Source organism: Azospirillum sp. TSO5, assembly GCF_003116065.1.
Classification (GTDB): domain Bacteria; phylum Pseudomonadota; class Alphaproteobacteria; order Azospirillales; family Azospirillaceae; genus Azospirillum.
On record NZ_LGQY01000131.1, the window covers coordinates 1 to 20,281 of the forward strand.

Annotated in this window: 17 protein-coding genes; 6 read left to right on the forward strand and 11 right to left on the reverse strand. The window is 64.3% G+C overall.

The genetic code is table 11. From position 1 onward, the window contains the following. Positions 1-402: 402 nt before the first annotated feature. The 4 genes from TSO5_RS28075 to TSO5_RS28090 all read left to right on the forward strand — a co-directional run bounded on the left by TSO5_RS28075 (position 403) and on the right by TSO5_RS28090 (position 6,142). Positions 403-3,675 carry a PAS domain S-box protein gene (locus TSO5_RS28075; protein WP_158282498.1) on the forward strand — a complete coding sequence of 1,091 codons (3,273 nt, stop codon included), beginning with the start codon at positions 403-405 and terminating at the stop codon, positions 3,673-3,675. 161 nt (positions 3,676-3,836) lie between these two features. Continuing rightward, positions 3,837-4,616, forward strand: coding sequence for an amino acid ABC transporter substrate-binding protein (locus TSO5_RS28080; RefSeq protein WP_109154699.1), 780 nt, complete (start codon positions 3,837-3,839; stop codon positions 4,614-4,616). Between the two features lie 81 nt (positions 4,617-4,697). Continuing rightward, positions 4,698-5,378: an amino acid ABC transporter permease gene (locus tag TSO5_RS28085; RefSeq protein ID WP_109154700.1), complete on the forward strand. Its 681-nt coding sequence runs from the start codon at positions 4,698-4,700 to the stop codon at positions 5,376-5,378. Further along, complete coding sequence (locus TSO5_RS28090; protein WP_109154701.1) at positions 5,375-6,142, forward strand: amino acid ABC transporter ATP-binding protein; 768 nt, start codon at positions 5,375-5,377, stop codon at positions 6,140-6,142. Before TSO5_RS28085 ends, TSO5_RS28090 begins: the two co-directional genes overlap by 4 nt. Before the next feature lie 249 nt (positions 6,143-6,391). Here the strand turns inward: TSO5_RS28090 and TSO5_RS28095 are convergent, their stop codons facing one another. The 8 genes from TSO5_RS28095 to TSO5_RS28130 all read right to left on the reverse strand — a co-directional run bounded on the left by TSO5_RS28095 (position 6,392) and on the right by TSO5_RS28130 (position 14,151). Further along, positions 6,392-6,670, reverse strand: coding sequence for a DUF6522 family protein (locus tag TSO5_RS28095; protein WP_109154702.1), 279 nt, complete (start codon positions 6,668-6,670; stop codon positions 6,392-6,394). 141 nt (positions 6,671-6,811) lie between these two features. Further along, a complete protein-coding gene (locus TSO5_RS28100) occupies positions 6,812-7,486 on the reverse strand; it encodes a DUF4142 domain-containing protein (protein WP_109154703.1) in 675 nt (224 codons plus the stop codon). Positions 7,487-7,509: 23 nt separating this feature from the next. Further along, the gene (locus TSO5_RS28105) at positions 7,510-9,426 is read right to left on the reverse strand and encodes a VWA domain-containing protein (protein WP_109154704.1); all 1,917 of its coding nucleotides are present in this window, start codon (positions 9,424-9,426) and stop codon (positions 7,510-7,512) included. Between the two features lie 8 nt (positions 9,427-9,434). Further along, positions 9,435-10,232, reverse strand: coding sequence for a CbbQ/NirQ/NorQ/GpvN family protein (locus TSO5_RS28110; protein ID WP_109154705.1), 798 nt, complete (start codon positions 10,230-10,232; stop codon positions 9,435-9,437). Continuing rightward, on the reverse strand, positions 10,229-11,578 hold the full coding sequence (locus TSO5_RS28115; protein ID WP_109154706.1) for a cbb3-type cytochrome c oxidase subunit I: 1,350 nt from the start codon (positions 11,576-11,578) through the stop codon (positions 10,229-10,231). The genes TSO5_RS28110 and TSO5_RS28115 overlap by 4 nt, the downstream gene beginning before the upstream one ends. Before the next feature lie 15 nt (positions 11,579-11,593). Beyond that, positions 11,594-12,046: a cytochrome c gene (locus TSO5_RS28120; protein WP_109154707.1), complete on the reverse strand. Its 453-nt coding sequence runs from the start codon at positions 12,044-12,046 to the stop codon at positions 11,594-11,596. Between the two features lie 194 nt (positions 12,047-12,240). Beyond that, the gene (gene metB, locus TSO5_RS28125; protein WP_109154708.1) at positions 12,241-13,410 is read right to left on the reverse strand and encodes a cystathionine gamma-synthase; all 1,170 of its coding nucleotides are present in this window, start codon (positions 13,408-13,410) and stop codon (positions 12,241-12,243) included. A 279-nt stretch (positions 13,411-13,689) separates the two neighbouring features. Continuing rightward, positions 13,690-14,151 carry a helix-turn-helix domain-containing protein gene (locus tag TSO5_RS28130; protein ID WP_247871001.1) on the reverse strand — a complete coding sequence of 154 codons (462 nt, stop codon included), beginning with the start codon at positions 14,149-14,151 and terminating at the stop codon, positions 13,690-13,692. 173 nt (positions 14,152-14,324) lie between these two features. Between TSO5_RS28130 and TSO5_RS28135 the strand changes: the two genes are divergently transcribed. Both TSO5_RS28135 and TSO5_RS28140 read left to right on the forward strand, forming a co-directional pair. Next, positions 14,325-16,076, forward strand: coding sequence for a chloride channel protein (locus TSO5_RS28135; RefSeq protein ID WP_199231042.1), 1,752 nt, complete (start codon positions 14,325-14,327; stop codon positions 16,074-16,076). A gap of 58 nt (positions 16,077-16,134) precedes the next feature. Then, positions 16,135-16,590 (forward strand): PAS domain S-box protein, encoded by a 456-nt coding sequence (locus TSO5_RS28140; RefSeq protein WP_109154710.1) that lies wholly within the window; start codon positions 16,135-16,137, stop codon positions 16,588-16,590. Between the two features lie 272 nt (positions 16,591-16,862). Here TSO5_RS28140 and soxR read toward each other — a convergent pair whose 3' ends face one another. From soxR to TSO5_RS28155, 3 genes are all read right to left on the reverse strand, one after another. Continuing rightward, complete coding sequence (gene soxR / locus TSO5_RS28145) at positions 16,863-17,318, reverse strand: redox-sensitive transcriptional activator SoxR (protein WP_109154711.1); 456 nt, start codon at positions 17,316-17,318, stop codon at positions 16,863-16,865. Between the two features lie 106 nt (positions 17,319-17,424). Continuing rightward, positions 17,425-19,581, reverse strand: a complete 2,157-nt coding sequence (locus tag TSO5_RS28150; protein ID WP_109154712.1) for an acetate--CoA ligase family protein — start codon at positions 19,579-19,581, stop codon at positions 17,425-17,427. 121 nt (positions 19,582-19,702) lie between these two features. Continuing rightward, on the reverse strand, positions 19,703-20,281 hold a 579-nt coding region (locus TSO5_RS28155), incomplete at its 5' end, for a CoA transferase (RefSeq protein WP_199231043.1).

A 20,281-nucleotide genomic window follows, 5' to 3' on the forward strand; every position in this document is an offset into this window, starting at 1 on the left:
CGTTGTCAACCTCTTTTTTTCGAGGCGCTCGACACTTACTTGTTCGAACCACTGTTTCCTTTGAAGCGTCACTGCCTTGTGGGCCGTGCTGCGTCGCGGGAGGCGGTGTATAGGCCGGCTGGCCGATGCCGCGCAAGGGCTTTTTTCGCCGCCATGAGAACTTTTTGACGATACCGAGGACGACCCGCTGCTGACCGGCGTGGTCGGGATCGACAAAACCTATCCCGGAGCGCCATCACACTTTCTTGGACTCAAAAGCACTGAGCGGGTTTCCGGTACGACGTTTGACGGCAGGCAGCGATTTGGCCGGCTTACGAAACAATGCTGTCTCTGCTCCGTTTAGCTGTCTGCAGTCAGCATAGCCCCACGGAGGTGGGTGCTGCCGGACAGGAGGCAGCCAGCGTGGGCTGGAAAATCCCGAGAAGCCATCTGAAGATCGCACTGGGAGCAGCCGTTCTGGCCGCTCCGCTGCTCGGTTATGAAGTTTTTTCCCTCACCACCTTGCGCCAGGAGCGCCAGCAGGAACTTGAGGCGGAAGCCGGACGCCTTCTGGCGCTTGTGAACGCCGAGCAGCGGAGGTCCGTGGAGGATATCCGCCATATTTTCGCAACCCTGCAGGCAACCGGAGTTCCCCACCTGCCGGCGGACGGCTGCCTCAGCATCATGAGAGAGCTCAAGCGATCATACCCGAGTCATTTGGAAATCCAGGTCGCCGATAGAAACGGGTATGTGTGGTGTGGAACCGAGGTCAAATCCGTTGGGACCGACATCGGCGACCTGCCCAGCTTTCGGGAAGCGCTGCAGAACGACCGCCTTGTCGTTGGCGAGGCCGGCCCGCTCCGCGCGACGGCGAATGCCCGGGGACGCACCATCCTGCCGTACCGCCAACGCTACGTCGGGGTGGACGGACAGCCCGACGGAACGATGACCGCCTTGATCGATCTGGACTGGCTGAAGGACTATGTGGCCGGCCTGTCCTGGCCGTCCTATGCCGTCGTCACGATCGTGCACCCGAACGGACAGATCCTCGCCCGTGCGCCGATGGACAGGGGGCTTGTCCTTGGCTCCGTCATTCCCGATCGGCTGCGCTACACATTGGAGGCATCCACCCAGGGCTCGGGACGGTCCCCCGGCCTCGACATGGTGGAGAGGCGCTTCGCCTTCCTTCCGCCGAAGGCCTCCGCGTCAGGGCTGATGCTTGCGGTCGCCGTCGACCCTGTCGAGGCGCTGCGTCCCATCGACCGCTCAGCGGCCGGATCCTTCGCGGCGTTCATGGTGCTGCTCGGGCTGGTGTTCGCCGGCGGTACCTACGGAACATCGCGGCTCGCCATCGCAAGGCGCCAGGAGGCCGCCGCCGCCGCCCGGATGTCGTCCGTTCTGGAAAGCACCTCCGATGCGGTGGCTGAAATCGAGAGCGATTGGACGGTGTCCTACCTGAATCCCCAGGCACGCGACCTCTTGGGCCTGGAACGCGACGTCATCGGAGAGCAGGCACAGGTCGCCTTCGATTGGCTCACCGGATCGGAACTCGAAACCCGCCTCAGGGACACCATGGATCGCCGCACGCCGGTGGAGTTCGAGTTCCTCGGTCCACGGACCAGACGATGGTTCGCGCTGCGGGTGTTCCCGTCACGCAAGGGCGTGGCCATCTATTTTCGCGACATCACCGAGCAAAGGGCGGCGGAGGATGAACGCCGCGCCCTGGCCGGACATCTGGAACACGAAAGATTTCTGCTGCGCGCGATCAACGACAGTCTGCCGATTGGGTTGCTCATCATCGAGGCTCCGTCGGGGCGCCTGCTCATGCACAACCCCGCGTCCGAACAGCTGATCGGACACAGCATCACGGCAGTGTCCGGTGTCGCCGACTACAGCCTCTACGGCGGCCTTCGCGCCAATGGTGCGCCATTGGCCGCCGACGAGTACCCGCCCGCACGGGCGCTTCGCGGCGAGGTGGTCTCGCAGGAGGAGTTGCACTACCGTCGCGGCGACGGCTCGACAACAACCTTTCTTGTCGAGGCGGTGCCCATACGTGGGGCCGATGACCGGGTGGAGCTGGTGGTGGTGGCCTTCCATGACATCTCCCGGCGGAAAGCCATGGAAGAGGCGTTGCGGGAAAGCGAACGCACCCTGAGCGCTGCCCTGGCGTCGGCACGAGCGGGGACCTGGACCTGGGACATCCTGCCCGGAGAGATCAACTGGTCGCCCGGCAACTACCTGATCCATGGCATGGAGCCCCGTGATGGACATGTGCGCTTTGCCGAGTGGCTGGCGGCGGTCCATCCGGAGGATCGAAGCGAGGCGACGAGGGTGGTCAGAAAGACCTTGGCGTCGCGGCGGGCCAGTTATGACGTCGAATATCGGGTCGTTCTCCCGGACGGCGGCATCCGGTGGGTCGCCGGTATCGGCAAGGCCGATTACGACGAAGCCGACCAGCCGGTGCGGATGTCCGGCCTTACGGTAGACATCACCGATCGCAAGGCGATGGAAGTCGCCTTGAGGGCAGCAAAGGAGGAGTCCGATCGCGCGAACAGGGCGAAGGCACGCTTCCTGGCCGCCGCAAGCCACGACCTGCGCCAGCCGCTCCAGTCGATGGCTCTGTTCGGTGGCGCGCTGCACGCGCATGTAAAAGATGAGCGCGGAAAGGACATGCTGCTCATGCTGGAGCGCGGGACTGAAACCATGAAGGCGCTTCTCGACAGCCTGCTCGACGTCTCCCGCCTTGACGCCGGCGTGGTCAATCCGCAGCTGTCCAGCTTCGACCTGGACACACTCATCAAGGAAATCGCCGACTCCTACCGGCCGCTCGCTGCCACCAAGGGGCTGTCCGTCTCGACCGACGGATCGTGCAGTGGCGTGGTGGTCCGCAGCGATCGCACCATGCTCGGGCGGATCATCCGCAATCTCGTCGAGAATGCTGTCCGTTATACCGAACGTGGAGTGATCACGGCCTCCTGTCGGATCGACAATGAGAATGCATGGATCGACGTTGCCGATACCGGAATTGGTATTCCCGAAGACCAGATCGCTATGATCTTCAACGAATTCCACCAAGTCGGCAATCCTGAGCGCGACCGCAGCCGCGGCCTCGGCCTGGGATTGTCGATCGTGCAGCGCCTGTCGCGAATCCTTGGCCACGAGGTCAGGGTCCGATCAAGGCTGGAAGAAGGGTCCGTCTTTTCCATCCAAGCTCCAATCGACGCCGGTGCGGACGTGGCGGAGGCTGTATCGGTGGACGACATGACGCCCCTTCCCGTTGGACGCGGCCGCTTGGCACTGGTGATCGATGATGACACCATCGTCCTGATGTCGCTGCGGACCTTGTTGGAAGAATGGGGGTACGACACGCTGATCGCCGGCTCCTCCGAGCAGGCGGTAACCATCGTCACCGAGGCTGGACGCCGACCGGACGTGATCGTCGCGGACTATCGCCTGCGGGCCGGACGAAACGGTTGCGAGGCAATTCGGGACGTCCGCAGCCATCTGGGACAGGAAATCCCGGGTGTCATCCTGACCGGCGAGACCGGGGCCGAGTGCGCGCGCGACATTGCCCAGTATGGCCTGGGGATGATTCACAAGCCGGTCATGCCGGGCCAATTGTGGGCCGCCCTGGAGCGGCTGCTTGGCTCCACGAGCAACTCACGTCACGCACATGGAGCGGATTTCCAAACCTAGTTTGTTATTGGCACGATTTATGTACATCTGCTTTGCGCTAAATAGGGAGCTTATTCCCTTGTTAGGATGTACTCTCCGCTGTAGCGTGGCGGAAATCGTCCGGCGCACCAAGGGCGCGGACCAACCCGATATCCCACTCAATAGGCACCGGGCATCAACCGATGAAATGGCTAAAATCGCTTCTCGTCGCCGGCCTTATCCAGGTCGCCGCCGTCTCCTCCTCCGCCGCTTGGGCCCAAGCCGATCTGGACCGCATCAAGGCGGACGGTGTGCTGAAGATTGGGACCGAGGGCACATACGCCCCGTTCACCTATCATGACGCTTCCGGCGCGCTCGTCGGCTTCGACGTAGAGATCGGGCGTGAGGTCGCCAAGCGCATCGGGGTGAAGGCGGAGTTCCTGGAAGGCAAGTGGGACGGCCTGATCGCCGGTCTGGACGCCCACCGCTACGATGCCGTGATCAACCAGGTCGGCATCACCGAGGCGCGCAAGGCAAAGTATGATTTCTCCGATCCCTACATTTCCAGCCGCGCCGCTCTGATCGTGCGCGGCGACAATGACAGCATCAAGAGCTTCGCCGACCTGAAGGGCAAGAAGTCGGCCCAGTCGCTGACCAGCAACTTCGGCAAGCTGGCCGAGGCGTCGGGCGCGCAGCTGGTCGGCACCGACGGCTTTGACCAGTCGATCCAGCTGGTCCTGAACGGCCGGGCCGATGCGACGGTCAACGACAGCCTGTCCTTCCTGGACTTCAAGAAGCACAAGCCCGACGCCAACGTGAAGATCGCCGCGACCCAGGACAATGCCGACCAGTCCGGCATCATCGTCCGCAAGGGCGAGGCCAAGCTGGTTGCTGCCATCAACGAGGCGCTGGCCGCTATGAAGGCCGACGGCACCTACACGACGATTTCGCAGAAGTATTTCGGCGCGGACGTTTCCAAATAACCACCTGATGGTCCTCAATGCCCCCTGCTCGATCCGGACCGGGGGCATTGTCGTTCCTTCTTCACGAGAGGCACCTTCCCCGTGCTGCACTGGCTTACCCTGATGGCGGACTCGCTTCCGTCGCTGCTGTGGGCGGCGCTGGTCTTCACCGTTCCACTGACGCTGGCGTCCTTCGCGCTCGGCCTGATCGTCGGACTGGTGGCTGCGGTGGTCCGGCTGTTCGGGCCGGCGCCGCTTGCCGCCATAGTCCGCTTCTATGTCTGGATCATCCGCGGCACGCCGCTGCTGGTGCAGCTGTTCCTGATCTTCTACGGCCTGCCCAGCGCCGGCATCGTGCTGGACGCCTTCCCAGCCGCCCTGATCGGCTTTACGTTGAATGTCGGCGCCTATACCTCGGAGATCATCCGCGCCGTCATCGGCTCGGTGCCGAAGGGCCAATGGGAGGCCGCTTACTCCATCGGCATGAGCTGGTCCCAGGCCATGCGACGCACCATCCTGCCGCAGGCCGCCCGCGTCGCCGTGCCGCCGCTCTCCAACAGCTTCATCTCGCTGGTGAAGGACACCTCGCTCGCCGCCGCCATCACGGTGCCGGAGCTGTTCCAGGCGGCCCAGCGAATCGTCGCGACGACCTATGAGCCGCTGATCCTATATGTGGAGGCGGCATTGATCTATCTGGTGCTCAGTTCCGTGCTGTCGGCGCTGCAGGTCCGGATGGAGCGGCGACTCGGCCAATATGGCGGATTCCTGGAGGCCAAGTCTTGATCCGGCTGACGAACATCGAAAAGCGTTTCGGCGACCTGACCGTGCTGAAGGGCGTGTCGGTCACGGTGGAGGAAGGGCGCGTCACCGCCCTGATCGGCCCGTCCGGCGGCGGCAAGAGCACGCTTCTCCGCTGCATCAACCTGCTGGAGATTCCCACCTCCGGCACTGTACGCATCGGGGAGGAGGAGTTGACCTTCCATCCCGGCGGCAAGCCCGGCTGGAAGGATATTCAGCGGCTGCGCGGCCAGACCGGGATGGTGTTCCAGAACTTCCAGCTCTTCCCCCACCGCACCGCGGTGGAGAATGTGATGGAAGGGCTGGTGACCGTGCAGAAATGGCCGGCGGAGAAGGCGCGTGACCGCGCCATGGCCCTGCTTCGCAAGGTCGGCATGGACCACAAGGCCGACGCCTGGCCGGCGACCCTGTCGGGCGGGCAGCAACAGCGCGTCGCCATCGCCCGCGCGCTCGCCCCGTCGCCGCGGGTGCTGCTGTGCGACGAGCCGACCTCCGCCCTCGATCCGGAATTGTCGGGCGAGGTGGTGGAGGTCCTGGGCACGCTGGCCGCCGAGGGCACCACCATGGTGATTGCCACCCACGACCTGCGTCTCGCCTCGCGCATCGCGCATGAGGTGGTGTTTCTCGATGCGGGACAGGTGGTGGAAGCCGGTCCGTCGCAGGCGCTGTTCACCCATCCCACCCGCGAACGCACCCAACGCTTCATCGCCACCCTGACCCAGCAGGGGCAACAGGGGGAGGGGGTATGACAAGCAGGCGGCCAAGCGATTTCTTCAGGCGCTTTTCGAGGGTTCGTTGCAAGTTTTGAAGGCGGGCGATGAGGGTCGCTGCAGGTACCAGCGCACCGTCCACAGGATCACCTCCGCCGTGAACGGCCGCCCCTTGATCGGGCTCTTTCCGCCGCGCGCCACCGTGTGACCCCAGCCGCCAAAAAGGGCTGGGTTTTACCCGATCGCCATCCGGACGCAAACGCTGCAACAGAACCGTCAGCGGAACTCTCATCCGACATGAAGCGCGCGCCCGAAAGCATCCAAAATCAAGACGGACTGCCGCGCACGGTAACGGAACGTCACCCGCGTCTTCCCGCTATCCTCCTCCGTCCCCTGTTCGTACAGCTGGTAAACCATGCCCCTTTTCAGTTCTTCCATAAACGCTCCGGGCACGAGCCCAAGGAGCGGTGCCACAAGTGCCGCATCGAACACGAGGCTGCCAGTGCTGTCCACTTTGGCGACCTCCATGCCGACGACTGTCTGCTGCACACACTGCGAGCTGGTCATATGCGTCACCCAATCGCTGAGAGCGAGATACAGGAAAGCATAACGTGATCAGCAGAGGGCATCTTTGCGATCCATCAAACCTGTCATACCAAATCGTCTCAATGCCCGATCAAGCATCTGGTCGCATCATTATCCTCAAAATCAACGGGGTTTGGCCGGATCGCCGTACTGGATGGCCTGCCCCTCGCGATGGGTCTCGATGCCGAAGCGGCCAGCCATCTGGCGCAGGGCGTCACTGTCCTTCTGGATGGCCACCAGGCTGGTGATGGCGAAGGTCGAAAGCTCGCGGTCGGGCGAATTCGACGCCTCGGTCTGGTAGAGATCGACCAGCCTGTCGTGCAGCCGCAACTGGGCCTCGACATAGGCTTTGCCGAAAGCCTCGCCGCTCGCCCCCGACAGCGATTGAACCGCCTTGGCGGTCAGATCCTCCCGCGCATTGGCCGGATTGGTGACGGCTCCGGCAGCGCCGAAGCGGTCCGCGTCCTCCGGCTTCAGCTGGCTCGCCGGCGGCAGAGTGCGGGACGAGGACAGGCGCTCGAGTTCATTGCCAAGCGTCTTGTGGGTGTCCGCGATGCGCTGTGCCAGTGTGCGCAGGGCATCGTCGGGTGCCTTCTCGGCGGCAAGGCGTCCCAATTCGGCCTGCCCGCGGCTGGCGAGGGTGGCTTCCTTGAGGAACAGGGCGTCCTCATAGGGGAGAGACTGGCCGGGCTGGGGCGGCACCCGCAGGTTGGAATCCGGCCGGATGTTGGCTTGCGACCAAGCGGGGGCCGGCATCAAGGCGAACCCCAACAGGGCGAGTGCGGCGATCTTGCGCATGGCGGCTCTCCTTCGGGGGTCCGTCACCCCGTCAATTGGCGGTAAAGGGCGGGCAGCGCCGCGGACAGGCGGCCCACATGCGGGAAGATGGCATAGGCGCCGGGGCCGAAGATGAAGGGGAGATAGTCGCGACCCTTCTCGTCCACCGTGACGCCGAACAGCGTCAGGCCGGCGCGGCGGGCCTCCAGCACAGCCATGCGGGTGTCCTCGACGGCGTGGCGGCCCTCGTAATGATCGGTGTCGTTGGGCTTGCCGTCGGTCAGGACCAGCAGCAGGCGGTGTGTGTGAGGGCGGTCCTTCAGCTGGGCGGTGGCGTGGCGGAGGGCCGCCCCCATGCGGGTGTAGCGGCCGGGCCGCAGCGCCTGGATGCGGCGCAGGACGCGGGCGTTCAGCGGCTGGCCGAATTCCTTCACGGTGCGCACCTCCACCCGCTGGCGGCGGTGCGAGGTGAAGGTCAGGATGGCGTGTTCGTCGCCGCAGGCGGTCAGCCCGTGGGTCAGGACCAGCAGCGCCTCCTTCTCCACGTCGAGCACGCGGCGGTCCTCCACGTAACTGTCGGTCGACAGCGACACATCGACCAGGACGCACACCGACAGGTCGCGGGCGATGTTGCGCACGGCTGTGAACACCCGGTCCGATCCGCAGCCACCGGCGCGGCGGTCGGCGACCGACGCAACCAGGGCGGACAGGTCGAGCTCGTCGCCGTCGGGCTGGACGGGCAGGCGCTGGCGCCGGGGGCGCATCGCCTCGAACTGGCGCCGCACTAGACGGATGCGGCGTAGCGCGCCGTCGTCCGGCCGCCAGTCCTCCCCTTCCGATGCGGCGGGTTCGGCGATCACGCGGCAATGGTCCGGCAGATAGCGACGACGCTTCCAGTCCCATTCCGGATACAGGATCTCGGCGGTGAGCGGTGCAAGGTCGGCATCCGCGGGCGCAAGATCGAGGTCGAGCTTGAGGCGGGTGGCCGCCCGGCGCTCGTGTTGGCCGAGCGCGATCTCGTCGAGGTCTTCGGCGGCCTTGCGGGCATTCTCCGCGTCGTCATCCTCGACCTTACGGTTCAGGTTGACCATCTCGGCCAAGCCCAGAATTTTTTCGAAGCGGTTCAGCATCAGCGGATCGTCGCGCTGCGTCTGGTCGCTGTTCTGCCGCGATGCCTTGCGGCGCTTGCCGTCGGCCTCCTCGCCGCTTCCGGCCTGCTCCTCCGCGCCGTCGGCGGCTGAGCTGCCGGCGGGCGGAGCCGATACCTCCCCCCACAGCGGCACCGGCAGGAAGGGACGATAATCGGGAGCAGAGCGAATGCCGTCGAGCGGCGCCGCCGGGTCCGCGATCAAAGCCGACAGCGTCCGGTCAAGCTGGATGTCGGCGCCGAGCAGAGCCATGACCAACGCCTCCACCGCGGCCTCCTGTCCGGTCAGGCGCCGGGCAGGACGTGCCGCAAGAAGGGCGGCGCACAGGCGGTCGTGCAGCGGGCGCAGTCCGGGCAGGCCGTCGAGTGCCCGGTCGGTGGCCATCCGGGCACTGCGCAGGCGGACGAGGTCCGCCCGTAAGGGGTCGTCCGGGAGCGGAAGCGCGGGCGGCGCATGGGCGAAGAAGGCGGCCAGCCATTCGTAAAGTCCGGCATTGAGCGAGCGCTCGGCGAACAGGTCGATGCTGTCCGGCAGATGAAGCGTCACGCCGTCGTAACGCGGGCGCGGGAGCTTTTCGGCGTCCAGCCCAAGGCGCTGGCGCAGACCGAGCCGGTGGTGGGAGGTCTCGGCAGTGCCGGCGGCGAGGCGGACGGCGCCGGGGCCGCCGATCGCGCGGAACAGCACGCCAAGGCGGACGCGCATGTCGTCCAACCGGACTGCGGCCTCCGGATAATGCCGGTAGGAGGCGGTGTTGCCGACGAGGCGGTGCCAGAGCACGCCGACGAATTCCTCCGGTTCCCAGAATGATGCCATGGCGCCCCTCACCCGATCGTGAGTTCGGCTGTGCGCAGCAGGGCCGCCTTCACCTCGTCGTCGTCGGTCAGCGGCTCCACCATGGCGGCCAGAACCGCCTCGTCGCGCGGCATGCCGGAGCGGATCAGCGTGGCGCAATAGATCAGCAGGCGGGTCGACACACCCTCCTCCAGGTCCTGGCCTTTCAGGGCGCGCAGCGCGTTGGCGAGGCGGACCAGCGGAGCGGCTTGGTCATGCTCCAGCCCGCTTTCCCGCGCGACGATGGCCGTCTCGGCCTCCGGGGCCGGGAAGTCGAAGCTGATGGCGACGAAACGCTGGCGGGTGCTGGGTTTCAGGGATTTCAGGATGTTCTGGTAGCCGGGGTTGTAGGAGACCACCAGCATGAAGTCCGGCGGTGCGTCCAGCGTCTCGCCGGTACGCTCCAGCGGCAGGATGCGTCGGTCGTCGGTCAGCGGGTGCAGCACGACGGTGACGTCCTTGCGCGCCTCCACCACCTCGTCGAGGTAGCAGACGGCGCCCTCCCGCACGGCGCGGGTCAGCGGGCCGTCGACCCACACGGTGTCGCCGCCCTTCAGCAGGTAGCGGCCGGTCAGATCGGCGGCGGTCAGGTCGTCGTGGCAGGACACGGTGTGGAGCGGCCGACCCAGCCGCGCCGCCATATGGGCGACGAAGCGGGTCTTGCCGCAACCGGTCGGCCCCTTCAGCAGCACCGGCAACCGGTTGCGGTGGGCGTGCTCGAACAGCGCCACCTCGTTCCCGGTCGCCGCATAGAAGGGGACCGCCATGCCCTCCGGCCAGGTCGTCATTCAGCCGGAGCCACCGAGGGCCGCGAGCGCCGCGGGAGCTGTTCGCGGGCCGGACCGAACATCGCGTAGAGGAAGAGCAGCACCGACAGCGCCACGACGATGCCGGAGCCGAGCCGCATCCAATAGAACAGAGCCAGCTGTTCCTGCACCTCCATGTAGGTGATGCCCATGACGCGTTGGAGATGGACCTGGACGACGCCGGCGAAGGTCAGGGTGAAGGTCATGAAGGCCATCGCCGAGGTCATGATCCAGAAGCTCCACATGTTGAGCACCTGGTTGTAGGGCGCACGGCCGCGCAGGTTGGGCATGGCATAGGAGATCATCGACAGGTTCAGCATCACATAGGCGCCGAAGAAGGCGAGATGCCCATGCGCCGCGGTGACCTGGGTGCCGTGGCTGTAGTAGTTGACGAAGGACAGGGTGTGCAGGAAGCCCCAGACACCGCCCCCGAAAAAGGCCATCACCGGCGTACCGAGCGTCCACAGGAAGGCAGCCTTGTTCGGGTGGTCGCGCCGCCCCTTCCAGGCCATGGAGAAGGCGAACAGCACCATGGCGAAGAACGGGGCCACCTCCAGCGTCGAGAAGACGGAGCCGATCCACTGCCAATAGCCGGGCGCGCCGATCCAGTAGTAATGATGCCCGGTGCCGAGCAGGCCGGAGAACAGGGCGAGACCGACGATGGCGTAGAGCCATTTCTCCACCACCTCGCGGTCGACGCCGGTCATCTTGATGACCAGGAAGGCGAGGATGGAGGCCATGATCAGCTCCCATACCCCCTCCACCCACAGATGGACGACGTACCACCAGTACAGCTTGTCCACCGCGATGTTGCCGGGATTGTAAAAGGCGAACAGGAAGAAGATCGCCAAGCCCCAGAGTCCGAGCAGCAGCACGTTGGTGACCGCCGTGCGGCGCCCGCGCAGAACCGTCAGCGAGACGTTGTAGAGGAAGATCAGCGCCGCCACGACGATGCCGATCTTGACCCACAGCGGCTGTTCCAGGAACTCGCGCCCGCCATGGATGCCCAGCAAGTAGCTGCCGACCGCCCCAAGCGCGCCGACCATCAGGATCACCAACTGGGCATAGGCCAGCATCGGGCTTTCGATGTCGCGCTCCGCCTCCTCCGGGATCAGGTAATAGGCGGCGCCGAAGAAGCCCAGCAGAAGCCAGACGATCAGCGCGTTGGTGTGGATCATGCGCAGGATGTTGAAGGGCAGGATCTCCGACAGGAAGTTCGGGATCACATAGACGGTTCCAGCCAGGGCCCCGAACAGGATCTGGACACCGAACAGCGCCATGGCGCAGACGAAGTACCAGTAGGCGATGCGTTGCGTGGCGAATCTCATCCGATGGTCCCTCCCTCAGCCCGCGTTGTTCGGTGGCCAGCCCTGGGTCTGAACGCGGCTGGTCCATTCCAGGAAGTTGACCAGATCGTCGAGTTCCTGGTCGGTGAGGTTGAATTGCGGCATCTGGCGGCGCCCTTCGACACCGCTCGGCTGCGATTGCATCCACGCCTTCAGCGCGTCGCGTGCGCCCTGCGGATCGTCGCGTCCGCCATAGCGGACCCACACATTGCCGAGTTCCGGCGCGAAATAGGCACCCTCCCCCAGCAGCGTGTGGCAATTGATGCAGGAATTCTTCTCCCACACATGTTTGCCGCGAATCACGCTCTCGGTCAGCGTCGATTCGTCGGTGCTGACGGTTCGCATGTAATAGTGGCTGTGAGCGGTCAGAAGGACGAAAACCACAAGGAAGAATGCGGAGCCGCCGTAGAAGATGTTTCGCGTGGCCGATTTGGTCAGGCGTTCAGCCATCTTCACCCTCCTTCAGCATGCGCTGTCTCGGGTTGTAACGTGCTGAGTTGACCCTACAACTCAGCCGTGCTCACGGAAGGGTGGCATAGGGGCGACACCAAAGAGTGAAAGGGTTAAGTACTTTGATTTCATTCTTGGCGTCTCCCATCGTTGAACTGCTTGATGGCTTCCGAAAACTCGGCGCCGTTCATTCATCAGGCGATGCTTCCGGATACCGCCTCCAGTGCCTGATCCAAATCCATGAGAAGATCACTTTCTCCTTCCAGGCCGATGGACAGCCGCAGCAGGCTGTCGTCGATGCCTGCCACCCGCCGCGCCTCGGCCCCCATACTGGCATGCGTCATCGTCGCCGGATGGGCTACGAGGCTTTCCACGCCGCCGAGAGACTCTGCGAGTGTGAACAGCCTGACCGATTCCACGAAGCAGCGCGCGCCATCGGCGCCCCCCTTGATGTTGAAACTCAACATCGCGCCAAAACCACGCTGCTGGCGCACCGCAATCGCGTGACCGGGATGGGACGGCAGCCCTGGATAATGCACCGCCTCGACGCAGGGATGGCGATCCAGGAAGTTGGCGATGGCAATGGCGTTGCGCTGCTGGTGCTCCAGCCGGGGAAACAGCGTTCTCACGCCGCGCAACGTCATGTATGCGTCAAATGGCGAGCCGGTGACGCCGGTCGCGTTGGCCCAATCCTCAAGGCCTTTCAGGTCCTGCAGGTCCGCGGCGATGAGGGCTCCCCCCACGACATCCGAATGACCGTTGAGGTATTTGGTCGTCGAATGGATGACGAAGTCCGCACCCAGGGAAATGGGTTGCTGAAGCGCGGGTGAAAGGAAGGTGTTGTCGACGGCGATCTTGGCTCCCACCGCCCTGCCCTGCTCGGCAATCCGGGCAATATCCGTGACCCGCATCAGCGGATTGCTCGGGGTTTCGAGAAGGATCAATGCAGGGCGCCGCTCGAGAGCCGCCGCCAGGCTGGCTTCGACGTTCTGGTCGACGAACACCACATCGAAATGGCCCTTTGCTGCGCGCATGGAGAGCAGACGATAGGTGCCGCCGTAGCAATCATGCGGCGCAACCACCAACTGCCCGGGACTGAGCGTCGTCAGCAGCAGATCGACCGCAGCCATGCCCGTGGCCGTGATCACGGCACCGGCGCCGCCCTCGAGTTTCACCAGTGTATCGGCAAGCTGATCGCGTGTCGGGTTCGCCGTCCGCGAATAGTCGTAAGATCCGGGTTTCTCGAAGCCGGGAAAGCGATAGGTGGTCGACAGGTAGATCGGTGGCGTCACCGCACCGAACGCCGCGTCGCTCCCGATGCCGTTGGCCGCGGCAATGGTCTGCGCAGTTTTGTTGTTTTTCATGCTCAGCCTCTTCGATTGCGTGTTCCAGCCTGCGCCGAAAGCTGAACCACCGGTGCCTTCCGCATTTGCCGGCGTCGTTGCACGGCGATTTACGGCTCTGTGCTCGGCAGTTCGTGACAGATCCTGTGAAGCCTAGGGTGCACTCGCAAAGAGCAACAGCGAATTTCCCCGATGATTCGTATCTGGAATTTCTATGGCTGGCGCTGAGGCCGGTGACGCGATCACATCAGCCTCGCCATCCGGTCCCCTCACTCCGAAAAATTGCAGTTTCTTGTCAACTCAGGGCAAGGCGTTGAGCAGCGCCAGCAGCAGGGGCTTCGTTTTTCTCAGCTCATCCAGGTGGACAGTCGACAGGCCTTCCAGGACGACTTCCGCCTGTGGCGTCAGGACAAGGACCACACGCCGCCGATCGTCGGCACTTTCCTGCCGGATGACCAAATCCGCCTTCACCAGCCTGTCTACCAACTCGCCGGCACTGTGATGGCGAACCAGAAGCTTGTCGGCCAAGTCCCCGATGCTCATTCCACCATCGCCATGCCCTTTGATCGCCAGGATTGCCTGATGCTGCTGCGGAGTAAGGCCGCTGTTCCGGGCCGCGGCTTCACTGAACGCCAGAAAGCGGCGGAGTGTGTGGCGAAACTCGGCCAAGGCTTGATAATCGCTCGACCTGATCAGGCCGTTGACCCGATCCATCCTGCTTCCGGCCGCCAATTCTGCGGCTGTCCTCTCATCGTCGCTCATATCAACCCGACCGTTGTTCCAGCTTGAAATATATCGGATCACGATATAAACGCAAGGAACGGCACGGGCGGCCAGTACCGCCGCTCACCCCGGATCGCCCGCATTTCCCCAACTCATTGGCTTTCTGCATGCTCCCGTCCTCAAGGGTTCAAGACCGTACGGCGCCGTCCAAGATGCTTGCCGACTTCACCACCGATCGCCGCGTCCTGATGCTGATCGCCATGACCCTATTCGTCGGCAGCGGAGGGGCGGTGGCGGCCTGGGCGCTGATCAAGCTGATCGCCCTGGTCACCAACGTGGTGTGGTTCGGCCGCCTCAGCACCGCCGACATGTCGCTGGGCGTGTTGGAGCCGTCGCTGTGGGTGGTGGCTGCTCCCGCCCTTGGCGGGTTGGCGATCGGACTGATGGCCCGCTTCGGCAGCGACAAAATCCGTGGCCACGGCATTCCGGAAGCCATCGAAGCGATCCTGATCGGCGGAAGCCGGCTGCAGCCGAAGGTGGCCGTTCTGAAGCCGGTGTCGTCGGCGCTCTCGATCGGAACCGGTGGTCCTTTCGGAGCCGAGGGCCCGATCATCATGACGGGCGGCGCGATCGGCTCGCTTTTCGCCCAATGCTTCCATCTGAGCGCCGCAGAGCGCAAGACACTGCTGGTCGCCGGCGCCGCGGCCGGCATGACCGCGATCTTCGGCACACCCGTTGCCGCGCTGCTGCTCGCGGTCGAACTCCTTCTGTTCGAATGGAAGCCGCGCAGTTTCCTTCCGGTGGTTGCCGGCTGCCTGATTTCGGCCGCCTGGCGCCCCCTGCTGTTCGGCACCGGCCCCCTGTTTCCTTTCACGGGACCGGTCGCTCTCCCCTGGTGGGGGCTGATTGCGTGCATCGGCCTTGGCATCGTCGCCGGTCTGCAATCCGGGCTGATGACGATCATGCTCTACAAGGTGGAGGACCTGTTCGATCGGTTGCCCATCCATTGGATGTGGTGCCCGGCGATCGGCGGGATCGTTGTCGGCTTGGGCGGCTTGATCGAACCGAGGGCGATGGGCGTCGGCTATGACGTGATCCGCGACCTGCTGACACCTGGAACCGGAGTGCGCGAGGTCTTGGGTGTTCTGGTCGTCAAGCTGATCATCTGGGTCGTGGCGTTGGGTTCCGGCACGTCCGGCGGCGTGCTGGCGCCACTGCTGATCCTGGGCGGAGCCTCCGGATGGCTGGTTGGACTGGCTCTGCCCGGCGACCCGTCATTGTGGGCATTGCTCGGGATGGCGGCGATGATGGGTGGAACGATGCGCTCGCCGCTCACCGGGATCGTTTTCGCCGTTGAACTCACCGGCAACCTCGACACCCTGTTGCCACTGCTGGCGGCGACCGCCGCGTCCTACGCGGTGACCGTCCTGCTGCTGAAGCGTTCGATCCTGACCGAGAAGATCGCACGCCGTGGCCATCACCTCACACGCGAATACAGCATCGACCCGTTCGAGCTTCTACGAACCTCGGACGTGATGGTGACGGCGGTCGACACCTTGCCGGCGACGATGACGGTGGACGAGGCCGTCGCCTTTTTCACGACCGCCGAACACCGCCATAAATCCTATCCGCTGGTCGACCGCGAAGGTCGCGTGATCGGCATGGTGGGGCGCACCGACGTCCTGCGCTGGACCGGTTCGGACCAGGATGGTGGAGCGACCCTCGACGATGCCCTATCCGACCGGTCGATGGTCGTGGCGCATCCCGACACGGTGCTGGGCCGCTTGGTTGACCTGATGATCAAGCATGATGTCAGCCGGGTGCCGGTCATCGATCCGGTCAGCCGTCGTCTTCTGGGCCTCGTCTCCCGCAAGGACCTGTTCAAGTTCAGGAGCAACACGACCGAACTGGAAAATAAGCGCGCCGCATATTTCGGCCGTTCCCGGCAGCGGACCAGCGCTTAGCCGGCGGCTTTTGCCCTCGACCTAAAAACAAGCAAACAAGACGTGAGAAGACTGCGCCATGGAGACATCACGCTTTTCCGACCTTTCGCTCTCCATCCAGGAGCAGCACCGCCTCGGTCACGCTCTGCTCCATGCCGCCGCGGATGCGATTGTCTATTCAGACCGCAATGGCGTGATCCGCTTCTGGAACGCGGGAGCGGAGCGCATCTTCGGGTTCAGTGAAACTGAGGCGCTGGGGCAAAGCCTGGACATCATCATTCCCGAACGTCAACGCGACCGGCACTGGGAGGGCTATGACCGGGTCATAGCGAGCGGGCAGACCCACTATGGAAAAGGTGATCTGCTGTCGGTTCCCGCCTTGCATAAGGATGGTCACCGCATCTCGATCGAGTTCACGATCATTCCGGCCTACAACGACCAGGGCATCGTGGTGGGCATGGCATCGGTGATGCGTGACGTAACGACCCGCTTCGAGGAGATGAAGGCGCTGCGGAGGCAACTGGCCGGCCGCTAGTCCGCGGCGACGGCGTCGGCCAACTCCGCATCGACTATGACGGCGCCGTCTGCTTGACGGCCGATCTGGTCGCCGGCGCCGATGTCCCGGCCTCCAGCGGCATCATGGCCTGGATACCGAAACTGGGTTGTTGGCTCTCGTAACGGCAATCCACCGCCGCAAACCAAAAGCCCGATTGCCATTGAAAGTCTGTCACCCCCAATTCCGGATGGGCCGCCGCCGCGGGTGGAACTGGGGGTGACAGGCCTCAAGACACCGCTGTTCACCGAGGGTCAAAGCGGGTCGAGCAGTCGCGGGCCCGGGCCGGAGGCGGAGAGCACGTCCCAGGGATTCCGCAAAGGACAGTCACTGATCGACAGACAGCCACACCCGATACAATGGTCAAGTTCATCGCGAAGCCGTGCGAGCTTGGTGATCCGATCGTCCAGCTCATCGCGCCACGCACTTGACATCCTCCTCCAGTCCTCGGCTGTCGGCGAACGGTCCTTGGGCAATACGTCAAGGGCCGCCGCAATCGACCCCAGGGAGAGGCCGAGCCGTTGCGCAACCTTTATGACGGCAACCCGGCGAAGGACATCCCGGGTATAGCGACGCTGATTGCCATCACTGCGCCAGCTTTTTATCAGGCCTCTGTGCTCATAGAAGTGGAGTGTCGAAACCGCGACTCCTGAACGTTTTGCCACATCGCCTACGCTGAGATCCCGATCGTAGGTCACTGGATCGAGCATGGCCGGTCTCATCCCTTGTTGATCTGATGTCAGCTTGATCCGATGTCAGTCGGAAGCGGCTGATGGAACCTCCGCTGCGCCGACGGCGTCGGCTCGATGGCCATGGTCAGAGGAGGCCGGCCGCACGGGCCCACTTGTATTTGGCACCCAGCACGGCAACCGGCGTTTCGGTGGTATAGGGATAAGCGACGATGCCGTGTTCATAGAGGTAGGCGGCGGCCTCCTCCACCTGGACGTCGCCGGCCAGCGAGGCGACGATCGGCTTCTCGATTCCCTTCGCCTTCATCTCTTCCTTAACGTCGACGACGAGTTGGGCGAACACCATCGGCGGCGTGATGATCGTGTGCCAATAGCCCAGGATCAGGGAATGGATGCGGTCATCCTCCAGACCGAGGCGGATGGTGTTCTTGTAGGTGGTCGGCGGCTCGCCCCCGGTAATGTCCACCGGATTGCCGGCGGCCCCGAAGGGCGGGATGAACTTGCGGAACGCCGTGTCGAGATCGGGAGGCATCGTCATCAGCGACAGGCCGTTGTCCACGCAGGCGTCCGACAGCAGCACGCCGGATCCGCCGGCCCCGGTGATGATGACGACATTCTCGCCCTTCGGCGTCGGAAGCACCGGAATGCCGCGGGCGAACTGAAGCAGATCCTGAAGGCTGCGGGCGCGGACGACGCCGCTCTGAGCCAGGACATCCTCATAGATCTTGTCGTTGCCGGCGAGCGCGCCGGTGTGGGAACTGGCCGCCCGCGCCCCCATCGAGGTGCGGCCGGCTTTTAGCACGACCACCGGCTTCTTCTTGGACACCCGCTTGGCGGCATCCGCAAAGGCCCGACCGTCCTTCAGATCCTCGCAATGCATGGCGACGACCTGGGTGTTGTCATCCTGCTCGAAGAAGTAAAGCAGGTCGTCCTCGTCGATGTCCGACTTGTTGCCGAGACCGACGATGGCCGAAACGCCCATCTTGGCCGAGCGGCTGAAGCCGATGATCGCCATGCCGATGCCGCCGGATTGCGAGGAGAGGGCCGCTTTGCCCTGCACGTCATACGGCGTGCAGAAGGTGGCGCAGAGATTCTTTGGCGTATAATAGAAGCCGTAGATGTTCGGCCCCATCAGGCGCACGTCGTATTTGCGGGCGATCTCGACGATGGCGTCCTGCCCCTCGACATTGCCCGTTTCAGCGAAACCGGAGGGGATCAGCACGGCGCCGGGGATGCGCTTTTCACCAACCTCGGTCAGGGCCTGCGCGACGAATTTGGCCGGGATGGCGAAGACCGCCACATCGATGTCGCCGGGCACGTCCTTGACGCTTCGGTAGGCCTTGTAGCCCAGGATGTCGTCGGCCTTGGGGTGGATCGGGTAGATTTTCCCCTTGTAGCCCCCGTTGATGAGGTTCTTCATCACCGAGTTGCCGATCTTCCCGTCTTCCGACGAGGCGCCGATCACCGCCACCGCGTCCGGCTTCATGATGCGGTTCATCTGCCGCACGATCTGGTCCGGCTCCGGCCGGTAGCGCGGCGTCTTCGCTTCGAAGTCCAGGACCACGCGCACGTCGGCGGCGATGGCGCCGTCCTCGCGGGCGAAGACCGGGTTCAGGTCGAGTTCCACGATCTCCGGCACCTCGTCGACAAGGCGGGAGACGTTGACGATCAGGTCGGCGAGAGCGGCGCGATCGACCGGCTTGCCGCCGCGCACCCCTTTCAGCATATCCGCGGCCTGGATGCCGTCCAGCATCGACAGCGCGTCCTCCCGCGTCACTGGCGCCAGGCGGAAGGTGATGTCCTTCAGCACCTCGACCAGCACGCCGCCGAGGCCGAAAGCGACAAGTTTGCCGAAGCTCTGATCGGTGATCGAGCCGACGATGACCTCGGTCCCGCCCGTCACCATTTGTTGGACCTGAAGGCCGACCAACTCGGCTTTCGGATCGTAGGCGCGGGCACGATCCATGATGGTCTTGTACCCGTTGCGCACCGCATCGGCGTCGGGAACGCCGACCAGCACGCCGCCGGCTTCCGTCTTGTGCAGGATCTGCGGCGACACGATCTTCATCACCACCGGAAACCCCATGCCTTCGGCGAGCCGAACGGCGTCATCGGCGCTGCGGGCCAGTCCTTCGCGCGGCACCGGAATGCCGTAGAGATCGCAAAGTTCCTTGGCTTCCGGTGCGGTCAAGGAGGTACGGCCTTCGGCCTTCGCGGCATCGAGAAGGCGGCGCACCACCTCGGTCGGGCGTCCGACGCGGGCCGGATCGATTAGAACAGTCATAATGGTCCCTCTCCTGTCTGTCAGTCTGGAATCCCGCAGGGCGGGCAGAGGCGAACGGTCGTTGGAAGGGGCGGAGTCTCGGTGCATGTTTTTTTGGGTCGCCGGTGCTGATTGCCCGGTCTTAATCGGCGGCGATGCGCGTCTGGGCCGGCCCCAGCGCGCCGCTTTCATGCGCCTGGATGATGCTCTGCTGATCAAAGCCCAGCACATCGCGCAGAATTTCGTCGGTGTGCTCGCCCAGCAGCGGCGAGCGGGTGACTTCCGTCGGGCTGTCGGACAGCTTGATCGGGTTGCCGACCGTCAGGTAGCTGCCGCGGGTCGGATGCTCCACTTCGACCAGCGTGCCGGTGGCGTAGAGCGACTTGTCCTCGGCGATTTCCTTCATCGACAGGATCGGGCCGCAGGGAATGTCGTGCTTGTTGAGGATCTCCATGACCTCGAACTTGGTCAGGGTCTTGGTCCATTCCTCGATGGTCGCGAAGATGCTCATAAGGCGCGGCAGACGGGCCACCGGGGTGGCGTAGTCGGGATCGGTGATCCACTCTTCCTTGCCGATGACCTTGCAGATCGACTTCCAAACCGGAGCCTGGGCGATGAAGTAGATGTAGGCGTTGGGATCCGTCTCCCAGCCCTTGCACTTCAGGATCCAGCCCGGCTGGCCACCGCCCGAGGCGTTGCCGGCGCGCGGCACCGTGTCGCC